The organism is Luteitalea pratensis (assembly GCF_001618865.1).
GTDB lineage: Bacteria > Acidobacteriota > Vicinamibacteria > Vicinamibacterales > Vicinamibacteraceae > Luteitalea > Luteitalea pratensis.
The window spans coordinates 5,521,759-5,538,357 of sequence record NZ_CP015136.1 but is presented as its reverse complement, the minus strand read 5'-3'; the positions used below and the strand labels follow the sequence as shown (position 1 = coordinate 5,538,357).

Annotated in this window: 15 protein-coding genes; 3 read left to right on the top strand and 12 right to left on the bottom strand. The window is 68.8% G+C overall.

Features of this window, described 5'->3' with window-relative positions:
* Positions 1 to 75 precede the first annotated feature (75 nt).
* The gene (locus LuPra_RS23235) at positions 76 to 819 is read right to left on the bottom strand and encodes an endonuclease/exonuclease/phosphatase family protein (protein WP_110172962.1); all 744 of its coding nucleotides are present in this window, start codon (positions 817 to 819) and stop codon (positions 76 to 78) included.
* Between the two features lie 60 nt (positions 820 to 879).
* Here LuPra_RS23235 and LuPra_RS23230 point away from each other — a divergent pair, with 60 nt between their 5' ends.
* Positions 880 to 1,182, top strand: coding sequence for a hypothetical protein (locus LuPra_RS23230; protein WP_110172961.1), 303 nt, complete (start codon positions 880 to 882; stop codon positions 1,180 to 1,182).
* A 42-nt stretch (positions 1,183 to 1,224) separates the two neighbouring features.
* Here LuPra_RS23230 and LuPra_RS23225 read toward each other — a convergent pair whose 3' ends face one another.
* Positions 1,225 to 1,959 (bottom strand): hypothetical protein, encoded by a 735-nt coding sequence (locus tag LuPra_RS23225; RefSeq protein WP_110172960.1) that lies wholly within the window; start codon positions 1,957 to 1,959, stop codon positions 1,225 to 1,227.
* A 20-nt stretch (positions 1,960 to 1,979) separates the two neighbouring features.
* Between LuPra_RS23225 and LuPra_RS23220 the strand changes: the two genes are divergently transcribed.
* A complete protein-coding gene (locus tag LuPra_RS23220; RefSeq protein WP_110172959.1) occupies positions 1,980 to 2,702 on the top strand; it encodes a DUF72 domain-containing protein in 723 nt (240 codons plus the stop codon).
* Between the two features lie 80 nt (positions 2,703 to 2,782).
* On the opposite strand, the gene LuPra_RS23215 is transcribed toward LuPra_RS23220, so the two are convergent.
* The 7 genes from LuPra_RS23215 to LuPra_RS23185 form a co-directional block, all read right to left on the bottom strand.
* A complete protein-coding gene (locus LuPra_RS23215; protein ID WP_110172958.1) occupies positions 2,783 to 3,775 on the bottom strand; it encodes a YheT family hydrolase in 993 nt (330 codons plus the stop codon).
* Positions 3,776 to 3,795: 20 nt separating this feature from the next.
* Positions 3,796 to 5,319 (bottom strand): hypothetical protein, encoded by a 1,524-nt coding sequence (locus tag LuPra_RS23210; RefSeq protein ID WP_110172957.1) that lies wholly within the window; start codon positions 5,317 to 5,319, stop codon positions 3,796 to 3,798.
* Positions 5,316 to 5,831, bottom strand: coding sequence for a DinB family protein (locus LuPra_RS23205; protein WP_110172956.1), 516 nt, complete (start codon positions 5,829 to 5,831; stop codon positions 5,316 to 5,318). The genes LuPra_RS23210 and LuPra_RS23205 overlap by 4 nt, the downstream gene beginning before the upstream one ends.
* Complete coding sequence (locus tag LuPra_RS23200; protein WP_110172955.1) at positions 5,794 to 8,751, bottom strand: hypothetical protein; 2,958 nt, start codon at positions 8,749 to 8,751, stop codon at positions 5,794 to 5,796. Before LuPra_RS23200 ends, LuPra_RS23205 begins: the two co-directional genes overlap by 38 nt.
* Positions 8,748 to 9,314, bottom strand: coding sequence for a LemA family protein (locus LuPra_RS23195; RefSeq protein ID WP_110172954.1), 567 nt, complete (start codon positions 9,312 to 9,314; stop codon positions 8,748 to 8,750). The genes LuPra_RS23200 and LuPra_RS23195 overlap by 4 nt, the downstream gene beginning before the upstream one ends.
* Before the next feature lie 64 nt (positions 9,315 to 9,378).
* Positions 9,379 to 10,212 (bottom strand): TPM domain-containing protein, encoded by an 834-nt coding sequence (locus tag LuPra_RS23190; protein ID WP_110172953.1) that lies wholly within the window; start codon positions 10,210 to 10,212, stop codon positions 9,379 to 9,381.
* The gene (locus LuPra_RS23185; RefSeq protein WP_110172952.1) at positions 10,209 to 10,937 is read right to left on the bottom strand and encodes a hypothetical protein; all 729 of its coding nucleotides are present in this window, start codon (positions 10,935 to 10,937) and stop codon (positions 10,209 to 10,211) included. Before LuPra_RS23185 ends, LuPra_RS23190 begins: the two co-directional genes overlap by 4 nt.
* Before the next feature lie 361 nt (positions 10,938 to 11,298).
* On the opposite strand from LuPra_RS23185, the gene LuPra_RS23175 reads away from it, so the two are divergent.
* The gene (locus LuPra_RS23175) at positions 11,299 to 12,261 is read left to right on the top strand and encodes a gluconeogenesis factor YvcK family protein (protein ID WP_110172951.1); all 963 of its coding nucleotides are present in this window, start codon (positions 11,299 to 11,301) and stop codon (positions 12,259 to 12,261) included.
* A gap of 125 nt (positions 12,262 to 12,386) precedes the next feature.
* On the opposite strand, the gene LuPra_RS23170 is transcribed toward LuPra_RS23175, so the two are convergent.
* The 3 genes from LuPra_RS23170 to LuPra_RS23160 form a co-directional block, all read right to left on the bottom strand.
* Entirely contained in the window at positions 12,387 to 13,727 is a 1,341-nt protein-coding gene (locus tag LuPra_RS23170) for a Gfo/Idh/MocA family protein (RefSeq protein ID WP_110172950.1), read from the bottom strand.
* 187 nt (positions 13,728 to 13,914) lie between these two features.
* The gene (locus LuPra_RS23165) at positions 13,915 to 15,156 is read right to left on the bottom strand and encodes an MFS transporter (RefSeq protein ID WP_234800522.1); all 1,242 of its coding nucleotides are present in this window, start codon (positions 15,154 to 15,156) and stop codon (positions 13,915 to 13,917) included.
* Complete coding sequence (locus tag LuPra_RS23160) at positions 15,153 to 16,589, bottom strand: oxidoreductase (protein ID WP_110172949.1); 1,437 nt, start codon at positions 16,587 to 16,589, stop codon at positions 15,153 to 15,155. The genes LuPra_RS23165 and LuPra_RS23160 overlap by 4 nt, the downstream gene beginning before the upstream one ends.
* Positions 16,590 to 16,599: the final 10 nt, after the last annotated feature.

The window sequence follows — 16,599 nt, the reverse complement described above, 5'->3', positions numbered from 1 at the left end:
TGGCCTACAGCCTGCGGCCTACAGCTACGGCCGACAGCCTACGGCCTGCAGGCTGCAGGCGGCAGGCTACAGGCTTCAGTGTGGCATGCGCACGTCGGCCACGAGGGGCAGGTGATCGCTGGCCACGAGGGTGAGCCGGTTGCGTGGCAGTGTCACCTTCTCCACAACGAGGCCCCCGGCTGTGTAGATGTGGTCGAGGTGAAACATCGGGAGCACGCCAGGGTACGTCCGCCGGCGTCGCAGGTGCTGGGTCAGGTCGACGCCCTCGAGCATGGCTCCGAGGGTCTTCGACGTCAGGCCCTTGACCCACTCGTTGAAGTCGCCGAGCAGCACCTTCGGGCCGGGCACGCCGCGATCGGCGACGAACTCCGCGAGTCGCGGCGCCTGGCTGCGACGTTCGGAGACGGCCGTCCCGAGGTGCACGTTGAAGACGTGCAGCGCCTGCCCGTGCACGTCGACGTCCACGCGCATGCAGCCGCGCGGTTCACGCTTGTCGCACGACAGGTTGCATTGGTGCGTCTGTGCGATGGGCAGGCGACTGAGCACGACGTTGCCATAGGCCTTGCCACGCAGCAAGCGCACAGAGTCCATCACCCAGCCCATGCCGAGTTGGGCGCCGAGGGCCGCCGCCTGGCCGTCTTCCTCTGGCCCGCCGCCCACCACCTCCTGCAACGCGATGACGTCGGCGTCGAGACTCGCCAGCACGTCCACGATGCGATCGACCCGCGTTCGTCCGTCCATGCCACGGCATTTGTGGATGTTGTAGGTGGCCAGGCGCAAGTGGCGGGCATGGGGGCGGGGATGGGCATGCTGTGTCATGATCGCCCGCGTCGCGGGACCTTCAGCCTACGACAACCCGCGCCGCGAAAGGGAAGGGTGATGAGCCGCCTCGCTTCCGAACTCACCGTCCAGTGTCCGTGTTGTCGCGCCGAACTCGTCGTCGATGCCAACCTCAAGCGTGTCGTCTCGCACAAGGAGGCCCGCACCAGCCCCGTGCGCGAAATCGACGATGCGCACCGGTTGCTCGCCGAAGAGGCAGCGGCCCGGGAACGCGCGTTCGAACAGTCCTTCCAGGCTGAGCGCAACCGCGGAGACGACCTCGACCGTCGCTTCCGTGAAGCACTCGAGCAGGCCAAGAAGGAACCGATCACGCGACCCGAGCGTGCATTCGATCTGGATTGAGGGTGATGGTAGGGACCGCTCTCCGAGCGGTCCATCTGCCCATCACGAGCGAGGTTCCGCCTCGGCGCGGGATGGACGCTTCGGAGAGGCGTCCCTACCAATCCGCCGCGACAGGCGGACCGACGACGCGAAGGCGCCGGGCAGCGGGTGCCAGCGATCCTGGCCCTGGTAGTACAGCGGCTTGAAGCCGGGGTGCGCCTCCATGAACGCGTGATAGCGGGAGCGCAGACGGGCGATGCGCCCATCCGACGATCGGATGGCGCGATGCGGCAGGTCGATCAGGACCTGCTCCACATGCCACAGGTTGTGCGGCGCGCAGCGCCAGTCGTACGGTCCGAGCGTCCGCAGGTCGAGCACGCCGTAGCCGGTGATGCGTCCGCTGACGTCAACGTAGGGATCGATGTAGCTGCAGGCGAGATCGCGCACCGTGCGGAAGACGGGCCTGCGGCCGTGCAGTCCCGGGTCGCGCGACCGCGCGATGCTGCCCCAGCCGGTGGCGGTGCGGTACACGAAGACCACGTGATCGAGCTTGTCCTCCGACTCGAGGCTCATCACCAGCGGCGGCCAGTCGTGGGCTTCGAGGATCACCGCGGCGCTGAGGGCCGCTTCCATGCAGTGAGCGGTGCCGAGCGCCACGACGGTTCGGAAGGACCGTTGCGTGTCGCCCCCGGGTTCGGCGTTGTAGGGGAGGGCATTGAGCCACTGCTGCACCTGCAGCGGCGTGCGCAGGCGGGCGACCAGGCGCTGCTCGCGCCGCGTGAACTGGCAGGACGACATCAGCAGGGCAGGGTGATCAGATGATTCACGTCGGTACCTCCGGCTACAACTATCCCGAGTGGAAGGGCCGGTTCTACCCGGAGAAGATTGCCGCCAAGGCGATGCTCCCCTACTATGCCGGCGTCTTCGACACGGTCGAGATCAACTACACCTTCTATCGCATGCCGACGCCCGCGCTCGTCGAGGGCTGGGCCGGCCAGGTGCCCGAGGGCTTCACGTTCACGCTGAAGGCGCCAAAGCGGATCACGCACGACCGCCGCCTGCAGGACGTGAGCGATCCGCTGCGTGCCTTCTGCGCCGCCGGCGCGACGCTCGGCAACCGGCTCGGATGCGTGCTCGTGCAACTGAACCCGAACTTCAAGTGCGACGCGCCGCGGCTCCAGGCGTTCATCGACGAACTCCCGCCGGCGTTGCGCGTGGCCTTCGAGTTCCGTCATCCGTCCTGGTGGACCGACGAGATCTACACGATGCTGCAGGCGCGCAACCTGGCGCTGTGCCTCGCCGACAGCCCCGAGCGACACACGCCGCTCGTGCGCACCGCGGACTACGGGTACCTCCGGCTGCGCGACGAGGGGTACACCGAAGACGACATCGCCAAGTGGGCCAGCTACGTCACCGACCGGCAGGGCGCCTGGCGCGACACGTTCGTCTATTTCAAGCATGAGGATGAAGGCAAGGGGCCTGAGTTTGCCTCGCTGTTCAAGGCCAGGCTCGGCCAGCCAACGCCGAACGCTGAACGCTGAACGCTGAACGTCGAGTTGCAATGCCGAACGGCGAACGCCGAACGCTCTCGACATTCCCGGCATTCGCGGCATTCGCGGCATTACCGGGTGGGCGCATGTTCCAGCGCCCACCTGACAATCACATGTTCGGCCCAATAGCCGTCGTGCGCGGAGTCGGGCTCGCTGACGAACGCGCAGTGGCCGCCGTCCTCGGTGACCACGACTCGCACGTGCGGGTTGCCGGCGATCTCCGGCCGCGTGAACTGGTCTGGCGGCACGAAGGGGTCGTTGGCGGCGGTCAGTACCAACGCCGGCACGCGGATGCGATCGACCACGTGCAAGCTGGAGGCCTCGTCGTAGTACCGTGTCGCCGTACCGAAGCCGTTGAGCGGCGCGGTGTACGCATCGTCGAACCCGCGCACCGTCCAGACGCCCTTGAGTCGCGCGAGGTCGTAAACGTCGGGGAACAGCGCTGCCTTGCGCTGCATGCGCGCGCGCAGGTTACGCATGAAGTTGAGCTGATAGAGCACGTTGCTGCGCCGCTCCAGTGCATCCACGCACAGCGCGAGATCGATGGTCGGCGAGACGGCGCACACAGCCTTCAGTTGCGGCGGCGCGTCCGCGCCGAGTTCGCCCGCCAGCTTCATGGTCAGGTTGCCGCCGAGGGAGTAGCCCGCTACCACGATTGCGGGGACACCTTCCTTGTCGATCATGTGCCGCAACAGGTACAGCGGATCGTGCGTCAGCCCGGAGTGGTACAGACCCCGTGACAGGTGCTCGGTGCCGCCGCAGTTGCGCTGGTTGAGCCGGACGACGCTGAAGCCGGCGGCCCAGGCCTTGTCCGCGATGCCGCGCATGTAGTGCGCCAGGCTCGAGCCCTCGAGGCCGTGCAGCAGCAACAGCGCCGGCGCCTTGTCTCGCTGCGGTTGCCAGTTGCAGTGCGCGAGCACCCGCGCGTCGGTGTCGGTGTCGAAGTAGCAGGCCTCGGGCTCGGGCAGTCCCGGCAGCGGCCGCGACCTGGCCCAGGCGTAGACCGTCATGAGGTGACCGCCGCGCCAGCGGCGCGAGGGGACGTAATGGGGCAGATCGAACACGGGAGGAGCCGGGAGTCTCGTCACTTGAGCCGATAGACGCGGAAGCGACCCTCGCGGTGCACTTGTTCGAGGGCCACGTCCCTGTCGATGACGAGCAGGTCGAGGTCGAAGCGGCGCGCGAGGGTCAGGGCCGATGTGGCGTCGAGGGTCGCGAAGTCGCCGATGGCTTCGAGGCGCGACTGGACTCGTATGGCCACGTCCCGATCGTACAGCGCGAGTGCCGCGTCCTTGACGCCCTCGACGAGCACGTCACGCCGCGCGGTGATCCGGACGCTGTGACCGAACTTCCAGTCGTGGTCCGGGTCGGCGAGCACGTGGCTGTCCGCGGTCGAACTCGTGGCCACCCAGCGGCCGACGCGCACCCAGTCGCTGTCCTCGAGGGACGACCGTACAAACCGTCGCTCCGGGTGCTCGACAACCAGGCTGTAGGTGCCTCGTGCGGCAGCGGCGACGAGCAGCACCATCGCCACGACCGCCGGTCGCCGTTTACGACCGGGCGCGTTCTCCGCCACGAACGGCGTGCCGGGCCCGCGTGCTTCGGCCAGTGCCCACGTCATGCTCAGCACGGCGAACAAATCGATGACCCAGAAAATCCTGGACGTCTGCAATTGCACGGCGAGGGCGAGGTGACTGGCGATGAATGGCAGCGATGCCAGGAAGGTCGCCAGGAGCAGGCACACGCCCGCGACCATGCCGGCTTCCCACCGAGCCGCCAGCCGATGGCGGATTCGCCAACGCCACACCGCGACCACTACCAACGGCAAGACAAGATTGGCCAGCCACGGACCGACCGGCCACGCCGTCGGGAAGACGTAGTCCTTCGAGGCAAACGGCCGGAGCCATGCGGCGTCCATCACCTGCAGCCGATCGGCCATCGGCGTCACGGTCAGCGCCGCCACGGCAAGCAGAATGGCGGCGGCCGCCGCGAACACGAGACCGCGTCGCCACTGCGGCCGCATCACGACGGTGGCGCCACTGAGCCACACCGCCCACCACAGCCCCGTCGTCGGGTGCAGCACCGCGGCGATGGCCACGAGGGCCCACGCCGCGCCGAGCCGCTCGTGCGCACACGCCGCCGCCGCCGCTGCCCCGCAGGCGAACGAGAGACCACGCGGATGGTAATAGCCTTCGAACGAATTGGCGCCGGTCTCCGTGATCCGGTGACGCAGCGTGGCCGCGAGGCAGCAGGCCATCATGGTCCAGCGATGCGACGCGAGCCGCCCGGCGATGAGCCACACCGACGCGAGGAGCACGCCGAGGCTCGCGACGTGTGCAGACAGGAACAGGGTCTCGATCGACACGCGGGTATGCGACACCAGCCATGCCGTGATCTCGTCGCTGACCATCAGCGTGCCCTGGACGCTCAGGACGGCGGCGTCCCGCGGATACAAGCCGGGATCAATGGCCTGGAGGATCGAGGGCAGGTAGAACGCCTGGTCCGCGACGCCGAACCGGTAACCAGCCGCATTCGCAATGGCCAGCACGAGGAGCAGCACGAGGCCGGCCGCCACTGTGGCGGCTCGCGCCACCGGTGGCGCCTTCACGAGGTCATGTCCGGCGGCAGCAGCCGTCGATCCGCCGAGTCGCCGTACATGGCCGGGATTGGCAGATTCTGCAGCCGCAGATACACGGTCAACTGGCCGCGGTGATGCACCATGTGCCGCACGACGTAGCGCGAGATCGCTTCGGCCCGCGTCATGGTGGCCACGGGCACGCCATCCCGCAGCAGCACCCATTGATCGGTCAAGGCCGCGTCATCGAGCCCATCCAGCGTGGCGTGCGCCCGAGCGACGGCCTCCTCGTGCCTGGCAAGGATCTCGTCGCCCGACGCCGGCACGTCCGGACCTGATCCGCCCACGCCCATGTCGTAGGTCGCGCTGCGCGTGAAGGCCGGCAACCACCCCGGGATTGTTGCCACGTGCATGGCCAGGCGACCCAGTGAGAACGAGGACGGGTGGGGTTTCCACGCGAGTGGTGCGTACCGTGTCACGTCCAGGACGTCGCGCGTGATCACGAGCTCAGCGTCGAGATGGTTGCGCAGGAAGTGGGCGGTCATGGATCAGCGCCCCCAGTATGGATCCGATGCGCGGTCCCGGAGCCATGCGTCCGAGCTCGAGCCACGAGCCGAGCAGGCGCCGGTCACGACTGTCCGGGTCGATCTCGGCGGGCACGAAGCCGTCCGACGTCGTGATCCGCAGTTGCGCCGATCGAACCTGTTGACCGGGCTGCAGCGCGGGCGCGTCGATGATCGTTCGCGCCACTGCGCCCGGCGCGAGATCCCACGTCTCGGTGCTCGCACCCCACTCCGCGGTCACCTTGACGGGCACGGCGCCTGCTCGCAGGTCGAACGTCCTCCACGCATCGTCGGGGAACACCAGCGTCAGCATGACCGTCGTTCGACCGCGCAGCCACAGACCCGTGGCTTCCGGCCAGGCGTCCTCGCCGTGCACGAGAACCGACAGGCCGGCATAGGCCTGGCTGCCGAGCACGGCCGGCGTCTGCGGGCGGGCGCTCGCGTCGACGATCCGCTGCGGCGTCAGCCGCAGGCGCGGCGACGCGTCGGTCACCGGCACCGAGGCCTTGAAACCGACGAAGCCGATGTCGACGGGCAACGAGAACGAACGTCCCCAGGAGCCGGGCGGCTTGACCGACACGGACCATGTCTCGAGCGCCGGGCTCATGCGTCCCGCGTGCACGGCCAGCGCACCGTCGACAGAGGCCGGTCCCGGCTCGCCGCTCGTCGACGGCGGGAATATCAGATCCACGCCGTAGGTTCCTGCCGGCAACGAGAGCCGGCGGCCGAACAACTGCGTCGCTTTGTCCTCGCGCCGATCACCAGCCGCATGGACGACGATGGGGAACAGCTCCGGCACCGCTGCCGGATCGACACGCGTGAGCGGATCGTAACGGATGGCGATCGGTCGTCGCACGGCGTCGAAGTCATCAAGCAGGCGGACTCGCGCGCGCTCTTCGAGCGCAGGCGGCGCAGTGCTGGGCGTGACCACCCGGGCGGCCACGCCTGACAGCGCGCCACCGATCACCACGATCGCCGTCCAGGCCATGACATGCAGCCGGCCGGCATCCTGCCTTGCGCGAGCGCCGCGGCCGATCAGATGCCCCGCCAGCAGCGCCAGGCCGGCCCACAGGCACGTGCCCGCTGCCGCCTGCAGCGGCGGCTGCCGCAGGAATGACGGCATCATCGTCCACACCGGCGTCGACGGCGCGAGGTACTCGAGCACCTGTGATGTGCCGTCGCGCCCGGCCACCAGCAGCAGGCCACCCTGGGCCGAGGTCAGCAACACTGTCAGTGCCGCGCCGGCACAGAGCAGCAGCCGCTGCGCCGCCCGACGCAGTGGCTGCGCCGCGCACGCGTGCCAGTGCGCCGCCACCGGCACGGCGAGCAACGGCAGTGCCGAGACGAGCGGGCGCCCGACGATCGCGCTCCCTCCCCACCAGATGTGGAATGCACCGACGACCCCGAGCAGGCCTGAGAACACGGCGACAGTCTCGAGCGCCAGGCGCCGTGCCGCGCCGCCCTGCCGCCAGAGGGCCCACAGCCCCGGCAGCACCATCAGCAACGCCGGCGCGAAGGCGACGATGCCGTATTCCTGATCGAAGAGCAGTCCGGGACCGCCGGATGGCAAGTAGTCGATGCGCGTCTCACGCTGCGATCCGTACGGTGCGGTTGGCGACCACGTCCCCCAGATCAGCTTGAAGAACAGGAACCATGCCGCCAGGCTCACCGCATTGGGCACGCCGACCGCCAGCGTGCGCACCAGCGCGCCACGTCTCTCCGTCGCGTCTGCCGGCCACGGCCACCAGGCGCGCAGCAGCGAAACGACTCCAAGGGCCGCGGCCATCACCAGGTACTTCGTGCTGAACCAGGGCAGGCACGCGATCGCGACGCCGGCCGCCCACCATCGCCGCACCGGCACGTCGATGGCGCGTCGATGCGTCTCGCGCTCGGCGTGCCAGCCGGACGTCCAGGCGAAGGCGAGTGCCACCGCGCACGCCGCCGGGACCTCGGGATACACGGCAAACGTGTTGAAGATCCACGGCGGACCCAACGCCAGCACGGCCCAGGCAAATGTGGCCGCGGACGCAGAGCCGGTCACCGCCCATGCGAGTCGCCATGCGGAGGTCATGGCGATCGCCGCGAGCAGCAACAGGGCGCATACGACGAGGCCGTAGCCGCCAAGCGCATACACCGGCATCATCAGCACCGGCATGCCGATGGGATGAATCGAATAGATCTGGCGATCGGCGCCGCGGGTGAGGTAGTGCGGCGTCAACGTGCGGTGGAAGTACTCCTGGTAGTCACCGCGGGTGTGGTTGTTCTCGATGCGCAGGTCGCCGTCGCGCCAGAGGCTTTGCGCGATCACCAGGTAATGCGGTTCATCGCCGCCGGGGAACAGCGGGGTGCGTACGAACTGGCTGGCCAGCACTCCCGACGACACGAGGCTGCCGAGCAGGACCGCCGTGGTCCACAGTCGTCGTCGCGCGCCTGCCTCGTCGGCAGTCACCTGAGCCGGTGGATCCGGACTGGCAGCAGGCCGGGTGGCGGTGCGCCATTCGAGGGCCAGTGCCCACGCTGCGAGCCCGGCGATGATGCCCCACGCCAGCCGGCTGCCTGGCCCGGCCAGCAGCATCGTGGCCGGCAGCGCGTCGGCGACCCACGGCAGGAACGGCAGGACGAGCAGCGCGCCACCAGCGAGCACGCGCAGTGGTGCGAGCGCGACCGCCTCCGACTCACGAGCCCCGGCGCGGCGCGCGAGCGCATCGACAGCCAGCTGCCAGGCGATGAACAGGATGGTTCCGGCGGCGACGCTCAGGACCAGCGTGCCCACCGAAGGAAGCATCGCCACGCGGACGGCCCCGGACGGGGCCTGGATGCGGTCGATCGAGCCGAGAGTGGCCCAGACGCCCACGCCGGCCGCCGCGCCACACGCAGCGGCCGTCACGGATCGCAGACTCATTTCGGAGAGAAGTCGACCTTGGGCACCTCGCGTGCCGACGCGGGCGCCTCGAAGTACTTCCATTCGTCGAAGCCGAAGATCTTCGCCGTGATGTTGGACGGGAACCGGCGACGCAGCGCGTTGTAGGCCTGCACCTTTTCGTTGTAGCGTCCACGCGCCACGGCAATCCGGTTCTCGGTGCCCGACAGCTCATCCATGAGCCGCATGAAGTTCTCGTTCGACTTCAGCTGCGGGTAGTTCTCGACCACGACGAGCAGGCGGGCGAGCGCCGAACTCTGCTCGTTGGCCGCGTCGATCGTCTCGCTGGGCGTCTTCGCCCCTGCGAGCTTCTCGCGCGAGGCGGCGATCCGATCGAGGATGGCCTTCTCCTGGGCCGCGAAGCCCTTCACGGTGCTCACCAGGTTGGGAATCAGGTCGTTACGGCGCTGCAGCTGGTTCTCCACTTCCGACCAGGAGCTCTTGATTGCCTCCTGCTGGCCGGTGAAGGAGTTGTACGAGCAGCCCGTCAGGGAGAACAGGGCCAGCACCATCAGCCCGTGCTGCCAGAAAGTTCGTCGGTTCATCGTTGTCCTCGCGTCCACGAGACTCGCTGCCTCGGGTACAGGCTACCTGATTCGTGTGCCGTCCTTACCAATGCGCGCCACCGCCGCCGCCACCGCTGCTGCCGCCGCCGAAGCCGCCGAACCCGCCACCGCCGAAGCTGCCGCCGCCGAACCCGCCGCCACCGAATCCGCCGATGGTGCCGCCGGTCATCATGCCGGTGCCCAACCCGCTCCAGGCGGGTCCCCACATCGAGCCGCGCCGGCGTCGACCACCGCCGCCACCGCCACGGCTCGACAACCACAGGAACAACACCAGCAGCAATACGAGCAGCCACAGGGGAATGCCCCGTCCCTGTCGCGACTGCGCGCGCGGCGCCGCAGGGAGGTCGCCGAGCGACACGTTGCGTTCCTTCGCGACGCGCTCGACCACTGCCGTCACGCCGGCGACGAGGCCGTCGCCGTACCGGCCTTCGCGGAATGCCGGCGCCATCAGTTCGCGGCTCACGCTGCCCGAGAAGCCGTCGGTGATCGCGCCTTCGAGCCCGTAGCCGACCTCGATCCAGACCGCGCGGTCCTTCGGCAGCAGCACGAACAGGATGCCGGCATCCTTGTCCTTGTCGCCAATGCCGCGGCCGCCGTTCTCGTACCACTTGACCGCGAGCTCGCGCTCGTCGGCAAACGGCGCCATGGCGTCGCGGGTGGCGACGACGATGGTGTCGCCGGTCGCCGACTGCAGTCTGCGGATCAGGTCGTCGAGCCGGGCCTCGCTCGCCGGATCGATGACGTTGGCGAAGTCGTTGACGGGCCGGGTCAGCGGCGGCAGGACGTCCTGCGCCGCAGCGGACGCGGTGGAGACCACCCACAGCAAGCCGGCCAACGCCAGGACGAGGCCGCGGGCCCCACAGGCGCGCACGATCATGCCTTCGTCCCTGCCGCCACCCAGCCGTCGATCACGCGCAGGAGACCCTTCAGCGCGTCGAGGTACGGTGGATACAACTGCACGGCGTCGCCCGGATCGAGGACGTGGTCCTCCTCGAGGCGCAGCAGCCGCGCCAGCAGGTCGCGGTCGAGCCCGGCGACGCGCCCGACATGTGCCGCAATTGCATCGGGTGGGCTCTGGGTGGGCGCGCCGGTCACCAGCGCGAACGCCTGGATCAGTGACGCGAACGGCGTCGCTGAGGAAATGATGAGGTCGGCGACGGCACGTGGGTGCTGCGCCGCGAGCAGGAAGCCTTCCCGCAAGTGGATGGTATGCGACCGGACCTTCACCTCGCAGGCGCGACGCAGATCCTCGGGGGCCACCGTGAGGCCACCGAACGGGTCCGCGCCCTGCACGAGGATGTGATGCGCGAGGATGTCCCCGTACTCGAGTGGGAACGCGTCGAGGCTGCGGCGGAACTCGGCCACTGGCAGCAGCAGCGGCATGTCGAGGCCTCGTCGCTGCCAGGCCCCGGCCAGCTCGGCGCTGGCCGCGAGATCCGCGTATTCGAGCTGCGAGACCAGGGCGAGAGTCTGCACCGGCGCCGTGACCGCGCGCGGGTGCGGTCGCGCATGTGTACCGAACACGGCCACCGCCTGCAGCCTGCCACCGAAGATGCCGGCGAGGTCGTCGGCAAGGGCCCGGGCTGCCTGGAGGGCTGTCATGGAGGCATTCTATCTAACGCCTAACGCCAAACGCCTAACGCTTGACGCTTGACGCTTGACGCTTGACGCTTGACGCTTACAGCCTGCTGCCTGCTGCCTGCTGCCTGCTGCCTGCTGCCTGCTGCCTACTGCCTACTTCATACCGCCTGCCCGTCTACCGCCTGCCGTGGTACCGCCGAACGCCGAACTTGTCTGCAGGCCGCCAAGCCATAAGGCAACCTCTAAGCCGTACACGTAAGTCCACCAAGCCCTACGCTGGAGGCTGGAGGCTGGAGGCTGGAGGCTGGAGGCTGGAGGCTGGAGTCGACGTGGGCGAAGCCGCATTTGCTCCCGCTGCTGGCGCGGGGGACAATCGCCCGCGATGCGGCTGCGCGAACTGCACGTCGGGTGCCTTGGCGGCGGGACGGGATTGCCCAGCCTCCTGGGCGGCCTCAAGACCAACCCCTGGCTCCAGGTCCACGCCATCGTCACGATGTTCGACAGCGGCGGCAGTTCCGGCGTGCTGCGCGACGCACTCGGCGTGTTGCCGCCGGGCGACGTGCTCAAGTGCGCGCTCGCGCTGGCGCGCGACGAAGGGGAGGCACGACGGGTGCTGCTGACGCGCCTGCCCACGCTCGAGCATCACCGGCTCGGCGGCCACACGGGCGGCAACCTGTTGCTGTCGATGATGGAGCAGTTCAGCGGCGACTTTCAGGCCGCCGTCGACGGCCTGCGCGCGGTGCTCGGCTGCCGCGGCTACGTGTGGCCGATCAGCACCGAACGCGCCAGCGTCTGCGCCGAATACGGCGACGGCACCACGACCAGCGGTGAGGTCGAGGTGGACGCGGGGCAGGCGGAGGGCCGCTTCGTGCGACGCGTCTGGCTGACGCCGCCGGTGACGATTCACCCCGCGGCGCGGGATGCCCTCGCGCGCGCCGACGCGATCATCATCGGGCCGGGCAGCTTCTACACGAGCCTCCTGCCGCCCCTGCTCGTCGAAGGGGTTCGGGACGCGGTCGCCCAGGTGCAGGGGCCGGTAGTGCTCGTCGCCAATCTGCTCACCGAGGGGCGCGGGATGGCTGATTTCACCGCCGCTGACGCCGTCCGCCACATCGGCGATCAACTTGGACGTCCCGTGGACGCCGTGCTCTTCAATGATGCCCGGCCGTCGGACACCGTTCTCGAACGCTACGCGGCCGAGAACAAGCATCCGCTGCCACTCGGCGACATGCCGGCGGACGTGGAGGTGGTGGAGGCGCCGTTCTGGCACGGACCGATCGCCCGCCACCAGCGCCGGCGCCTGGCGTACGCGGTCTGGGGCGTGTTGGCGCGACGCTTGCTGTAAGGGGCACCGGGCAATTGCAGAATTCACAATTGCATAATTTCATTGCTACCGCCGTGCTCGAATTGCTGATGACGGTAGTGGTGCAATTCTGAAATTGTGCAATTCTGAAATTGCAGTGATGGCCCCTATGCCGTGGCGACGGTATTCCGGTCCGGGTCCCACTTCACGATGCGTCCCTCGCGAATCGACCGATTGATCATGTGCGCGCAGGAAGCGGCGCGATGTCCGAAGCGCGCGTCTTCGACTGGTGACGATCGTGAGCGCACGGCCTCGACGAACGTGCGCACGTGGGCCACGTCCTCGTTCTCGCCGCTGACGGCCCAGCGCTCGCCGGCAGGCGTGGCGGCCTGGAGGTGCGACGACGGCGTCTCGATGGCCTGCACCTTCGGGTCCGCGTAGTACCCGCGTTCGAGCGCCTCGGGCCATGAGCGGACCACCCATCGGTTGTCGTCGCCGGCCGGCTCGGCGCTGAAGCGCAATTCGTTCCCGACCAGGTGCAACGTGCCCCTTGTGCCGTGGATGTGCACGCCCTCGTCGCCGCCAGTGCTGTTGAGGGTGCACCCCAGCGTCACCGTGAATCCCTGCGGATACGTGAGAATCGCGTCGATCGTGTCGGGCACCTCGTGCGTGTCCTTCCAGCGGTGCGTGGCGCCAGCCGCGACGACCTGGGACGGGCCCTGCACGTCGAGCACGTAGTGGATGGTGGTCGCCAGGTGCACGAACAGGTCGGTGGCCAGGCCGCCCGAATAATCCCAGTAGCAGCGCCACCGGAAGAAACGCTCCAGGCTGAAGGGTCGCTTCGGCGCGGGCCCGAGGAACTGTGCCCAGTCGACGGTGCGCTCGCTGGCGTCCGGCGGGATCGGGTACAGCCACGCGCCACTCGGCGTGTTCCGGTTGAACGCCGCTCGCACCAGTGTGATCTGCCCGAGGCGCCCGCTCTTGACGATCTCCCGCGCGCTCCGTTGCTGCGCAGTGCTCGGTCCCTGGCTGCCCACCTGCAACACCCGCCGGGATCGATCGACGGCGGCGATGACGTCCAGGCCCTCCGCCGCCGTGTACGTCATCGGCTTCTCGAGGTACACGTCCTTGCCAGCATCGAGCGCTGCAACCGCCATGGTCTTGTGCCAATGATCGGGAGTGGCGATGAAGACGGCCTCGACGTTGCGGTCGTCGAGCACGGCGCGGTAGTCCGGAAGGATCGCCGCAGTGCCACCGCTGCGCGCCCTGGCTCGCTCCGCGCGCCCTGTGTACGCGTCGCAGATCGACACGACGTCTAGCCCCGGAAGGGCACGGCAGGCGTCGATCAACTGCTGGCCGCGTGCGCCAGTGCCGATGAACCCAAGCCGCAGGCGATCGGACGGCGCCACCGCAACCTGGCTGGCGGCCGAGGCCAGCGCGTCAGCGCTGGCTGCGCCGAGACCGGCGCCGGCAATCACTGTCGATCGGATGAAGTCACGGCGGTCCATGAGACGGCTCCTGTCGTACAAAGCGCGTCGACCTGAAGGTCGACGCCTACAGTCGATCTGCCGCTGGGGAGAGCCTCCAGTCTGATCGCGATCACCGGAGGCCGCGACGCGTGGCGACGCAGGCCGGCTCCGCCGACGGCTGTAGCCGTCGACCTAAAGGTCGACGGTTTGCCGAATCAGTCATTCGTCACGCCGGCCGCTTTCGTGGCAGCAGCGATACCGCGAGGGCGCCGATCGCGGCCAGGACCATGAGCAACAGGAAGCCGGGCCGGTAGGTGCCCATGCGGTCGCGCAGTCCGGCGACGAACATCGGCGACAGCGCCTCGGCCAGGCCGTCGGCCGTGAGCACGAACCCCATCACCCGCCCGAGCCGCTGCACGCCGAACAGGTCGGCCGCCATCAGCGGGATGATCATGTAGTCGCCACCGAGACCGATCCCGAACAGCAGCGCGAAGACGTGCAGCATCGTCCACGAATGCGCGAGCAGCAGCAGCGGGATCGCCGCGACCACGATCACGTAGATGAGCAGCATCACGTGCTTGCGTGCCCACCGATCGGCGAGCCACCCCATGAGCAGGCGTCCCAGGATACTGCCGGCGAGCACCAGCGACAGGATGCGTGCGACCTCGCCCTGCCCGTACTGCTGGTCCAGGCTCAGGTACAGCTTCAGGTTCTGCATCGTGCCGCCGACGGCGCCAATCGAACACATGCTGCCGACCAGCAGCAGGTAGAACGACGATGAGCGGAGCACTTCGCCGAGTGGCGGCGCAGCGGGGCGTGCCGCCTGCTCGGCGGCGAAGGCCGGCGGCGCGTCCTTCACCAGCCATGCGAGCGGCCAGGCGACGGCGATCATCAGCATCCCGAGCGCCTGCATGGCACGCTGCCAGCCGAACGTGATCGTGAGCCAGTAGGCGAGCCCGGGCACGACGGTGCCGCCGATGCCGATGCCGAGATAGGCAAAGCCCATCGCCTTGCCGCGTGCCGTGGTGAACCACCGCGAGAGCAGGACCTGCACCGGCAACGGCCCGCCGAAGACGTAGCCGAGCGCGTTGAAGATGTAACAGAGATAGAAGCCCGCCAGCGTCGAGACATGGCCGAGGCCAATCATCGCGCCGCCGGCCATGAGGATGCCCACGAGCAGCAGCCGCCGCGGGCCGTAGCGATCGATCATCCAGCCGGCCAGGTAGCCGAACAACGGGCCGATGATCAGCTTGCTGTAGGCATTGCCCGACGTGACCTGCTGGCGAGTCCAGCCATAGTCCTTGACGAAGAAGTCGTAGAAGAACGTCAGCCCGTACAGCCCGATGCCGACCGCGGCGAAGAGCGCCGCGAAGGCGGTCATCGCCGCCGTGACCTGGCCGTTGCGCGGCGCCTCGGCGGCGGCAGCGTATTCGTCCGTGGCCGACGCGGCAGTGATCGGCGTGCTCATGCCCCTGCCTTCGCGGCCTTGAGGCGCGCGTGATCCGGGTGGGCCGTGTAGAACGGATCGAGCGGGAAGCATCCGGACACCAGACCATTACGCGGGCCGGTCGTGCAGTCGCTGAACGTCCTGCAGATCGACTTGCGCTTGAGCGCCTGGCCGCGCAGCACATCGAGCGGCATCTCGGGATACGAGAGCACCATCCGCCCGAGGCCGATGAAGTCGGCGCCACCGGTACGCACGACCGCCTGGCCGACGTTGGGCAGCCACTCCTGCAGGTAGCTGTAAGCCGATCCGACGATACGCAGGGTAGGGAAGTCCTGCTTGAGCGCGGCGGTGACGGCGATCTGCCGCGCCACGCTCATCAGAGGATCCTCGGGTGGCAGGTAGCCGTCCGACGGCGGAAACGTCGCCGGGCGCTGGATGTGCGGGTTGTAGTACGGGCTGCCTGCGCTGAGGCACACCAGGTCGACGCCCAGTTCGGTCAGGAGCGTGAGGAACGCGCGTGTGTCCGACAGGTCCGGCAGCGCAGCGGTGCCATCCCAACGCCCGAACGCGTACGCGTAGTCGGCCTGCACGGCCTCGGGTTCGCCGACCTCGTCCTCTCCCTTGCGGAACGGCGTCGTGTCGAATGCGGAGAGACGCACGCCGATCGCCAGTCCCGGGGCGTCGCGCCGGATGCCCTCGACGGTCTGGCGCAAGAGGCGCGTGCGTCCGACGAAGTCACCACCGAAGCGGCCCTCGCGTGTCCGCGCCGAGAGCAACTCGTGCCCCAGGTAGCCGTGGCAATGCTTGATGTCGACGAAGGTGAACCCGGCGCGCTGCGCCAGCGCCGCTGCCTGCACGAGCCGGGCCGACAGGTCGTCGAGGTCGTCGTCGGACAACAGCGGGACAGGTCGGTCCGGACTTACACGACGATCCAGCACCGGGTGCGGGTAGGCCGCGAGCGGCCTGGGCTGCTTGTCGGGATCGGGGCGTGCATAGCGGCCGGAATGCGTCAACTGCAGGCCGACGACGAGATCGCCGGTCTCGAGACCGGCGCCGCGGTGTCCGCGGAACAGGTCCTCGCGCAATTGCACGAGGTCGGCTTCCGAGGTCGGGCCGAGGCACAACTGGTTCGGATTGGCGCGTCCATCGTGGCGGACGGCGAATGCCTCGCCGCCCCAGATCAACTTCGCGCCGCTCTCGCCGAACCGCTGCCACCGACGCCGCGTCAGGTCGGTGGGCCTGCCGTCGGTCGTGCCGTCCCACCCTTCCATCGGCAGGATGCTGAAGCGGTTGCCGGCGCGTCCCGCGGACGTCTCGATCGCCGCGGCGAGCGGCGAGTCGGGCGCCGGCTGCACCTGCACATCGAAGGGCAGCGTGGCGCCGATTGCGGTGACGTGCGCCTCGAACTGTGCGGCGGTCTTGAGGGCGGCGATGCGAGGGTAGCTGTGACTCATCGGAAAATTC

What these genes read in the sequence shown, in the direction of transcription:
- LuPra_RS23235 (WP_110172962.1), bottom strand. Translation starts at nt 819, where the DNA reads ATGACACAGCATGCCCATCCCCGCCCCCATGCCCGCCACTTGCGCCTG.
- LuPra_RS23230 (WP_110172961.1), top strand. Translation starts at nt 880, where the DNA reads ATGAGCCGCCTCGCTTCCGAACTCACCGTCCAGTGTCCGTGTTGTCGC.
- LuPra_RS23225 (WP_110172960.1), bottom strand. Translation starts at nt 1,959, where the DNA reads ATGTCGTCCTGCCAGTTCACGCGGCGCGAGCAGCGCCTGGTCGCCCGC.
- LuPra_RS23220 (WP_110172959.1), top strand. Translation starts at nt 1,980, where the DNA reads ATGATTCACGTCGGTACCTCCGGCTACAACTATCCCGAGTGGAAGGGC.
- LuPra_RS23205 (WP_110172956.1), bottom strand. Translation starts at nt 5,831, where the DNA reads ATGACCGCCCACTTCCTGCGCAACCATCTCGACGCTGAGCTCGTGATC.
- LuPra_RS23200 (WP_110172955.1), bottom strand. Translation starts at nt 8,751, where the DNA reads ATGAGTCTGCGATCCGTGACGGCCGCTGCGTGTGGCGCGGCGGCCGGC.
- LuPra_RS23195 (WP_110172954.1), bottom strand. Translation starts at nt 9,314, where the DNA reads ATGAACCGACGAACTTTCTGGCAGCACGGGCTGATGGTGCTGGCCCTG.
- LuPra_RS23190 (WP_110172953.1), bottom strand. Translation starts at nt 10,212, where the DNA reads ATGATCGTGCGCGCCTGTGGGGCCCGCGGCCTCGTCCTGGCGTTGGCC.
- LuPra_RS23185 (WP_110172952.1), bottom strand. Translation starts at nt 10,937, where the DNA reads ATGACAGCCCTCCAGGCAGCCCGGGCCCTTGCCGACGACCTCGCCGGC.
- LuPra_RS23175 (WP_110172951.1), top strand. Translation starts at nt 11,299, where the DNA reads ATGCGGCTGCGCGAACTGCACGTCGGGTGCCTTGGCGGCGGGACGGGA.
- LuPra_RS23170 (WP_110172950.1), bottom strand. Translation starts at nt 13,727, where the DNA reads ATGGACCGCCGTGACTTCATCCGATCGACAGTGATTGCCGGCGCCGGT.
- LuPra_RS23165 (WP_234800522.1), bottom strand. Translation starts at nt 15,156, where the DNA reads ATGAGCACGCCGATCACTGCCGCGTCGGCCACGGACGAATACGCTGCC.
- LuPra_RS23160 (WP_110172949.1), bottom strand. Translation starts at nt 16,589, where the DNA reads ATGAGTCACAGCTACCCTCGCATCGCCGCCCTCAAGACCGCCGCACAG.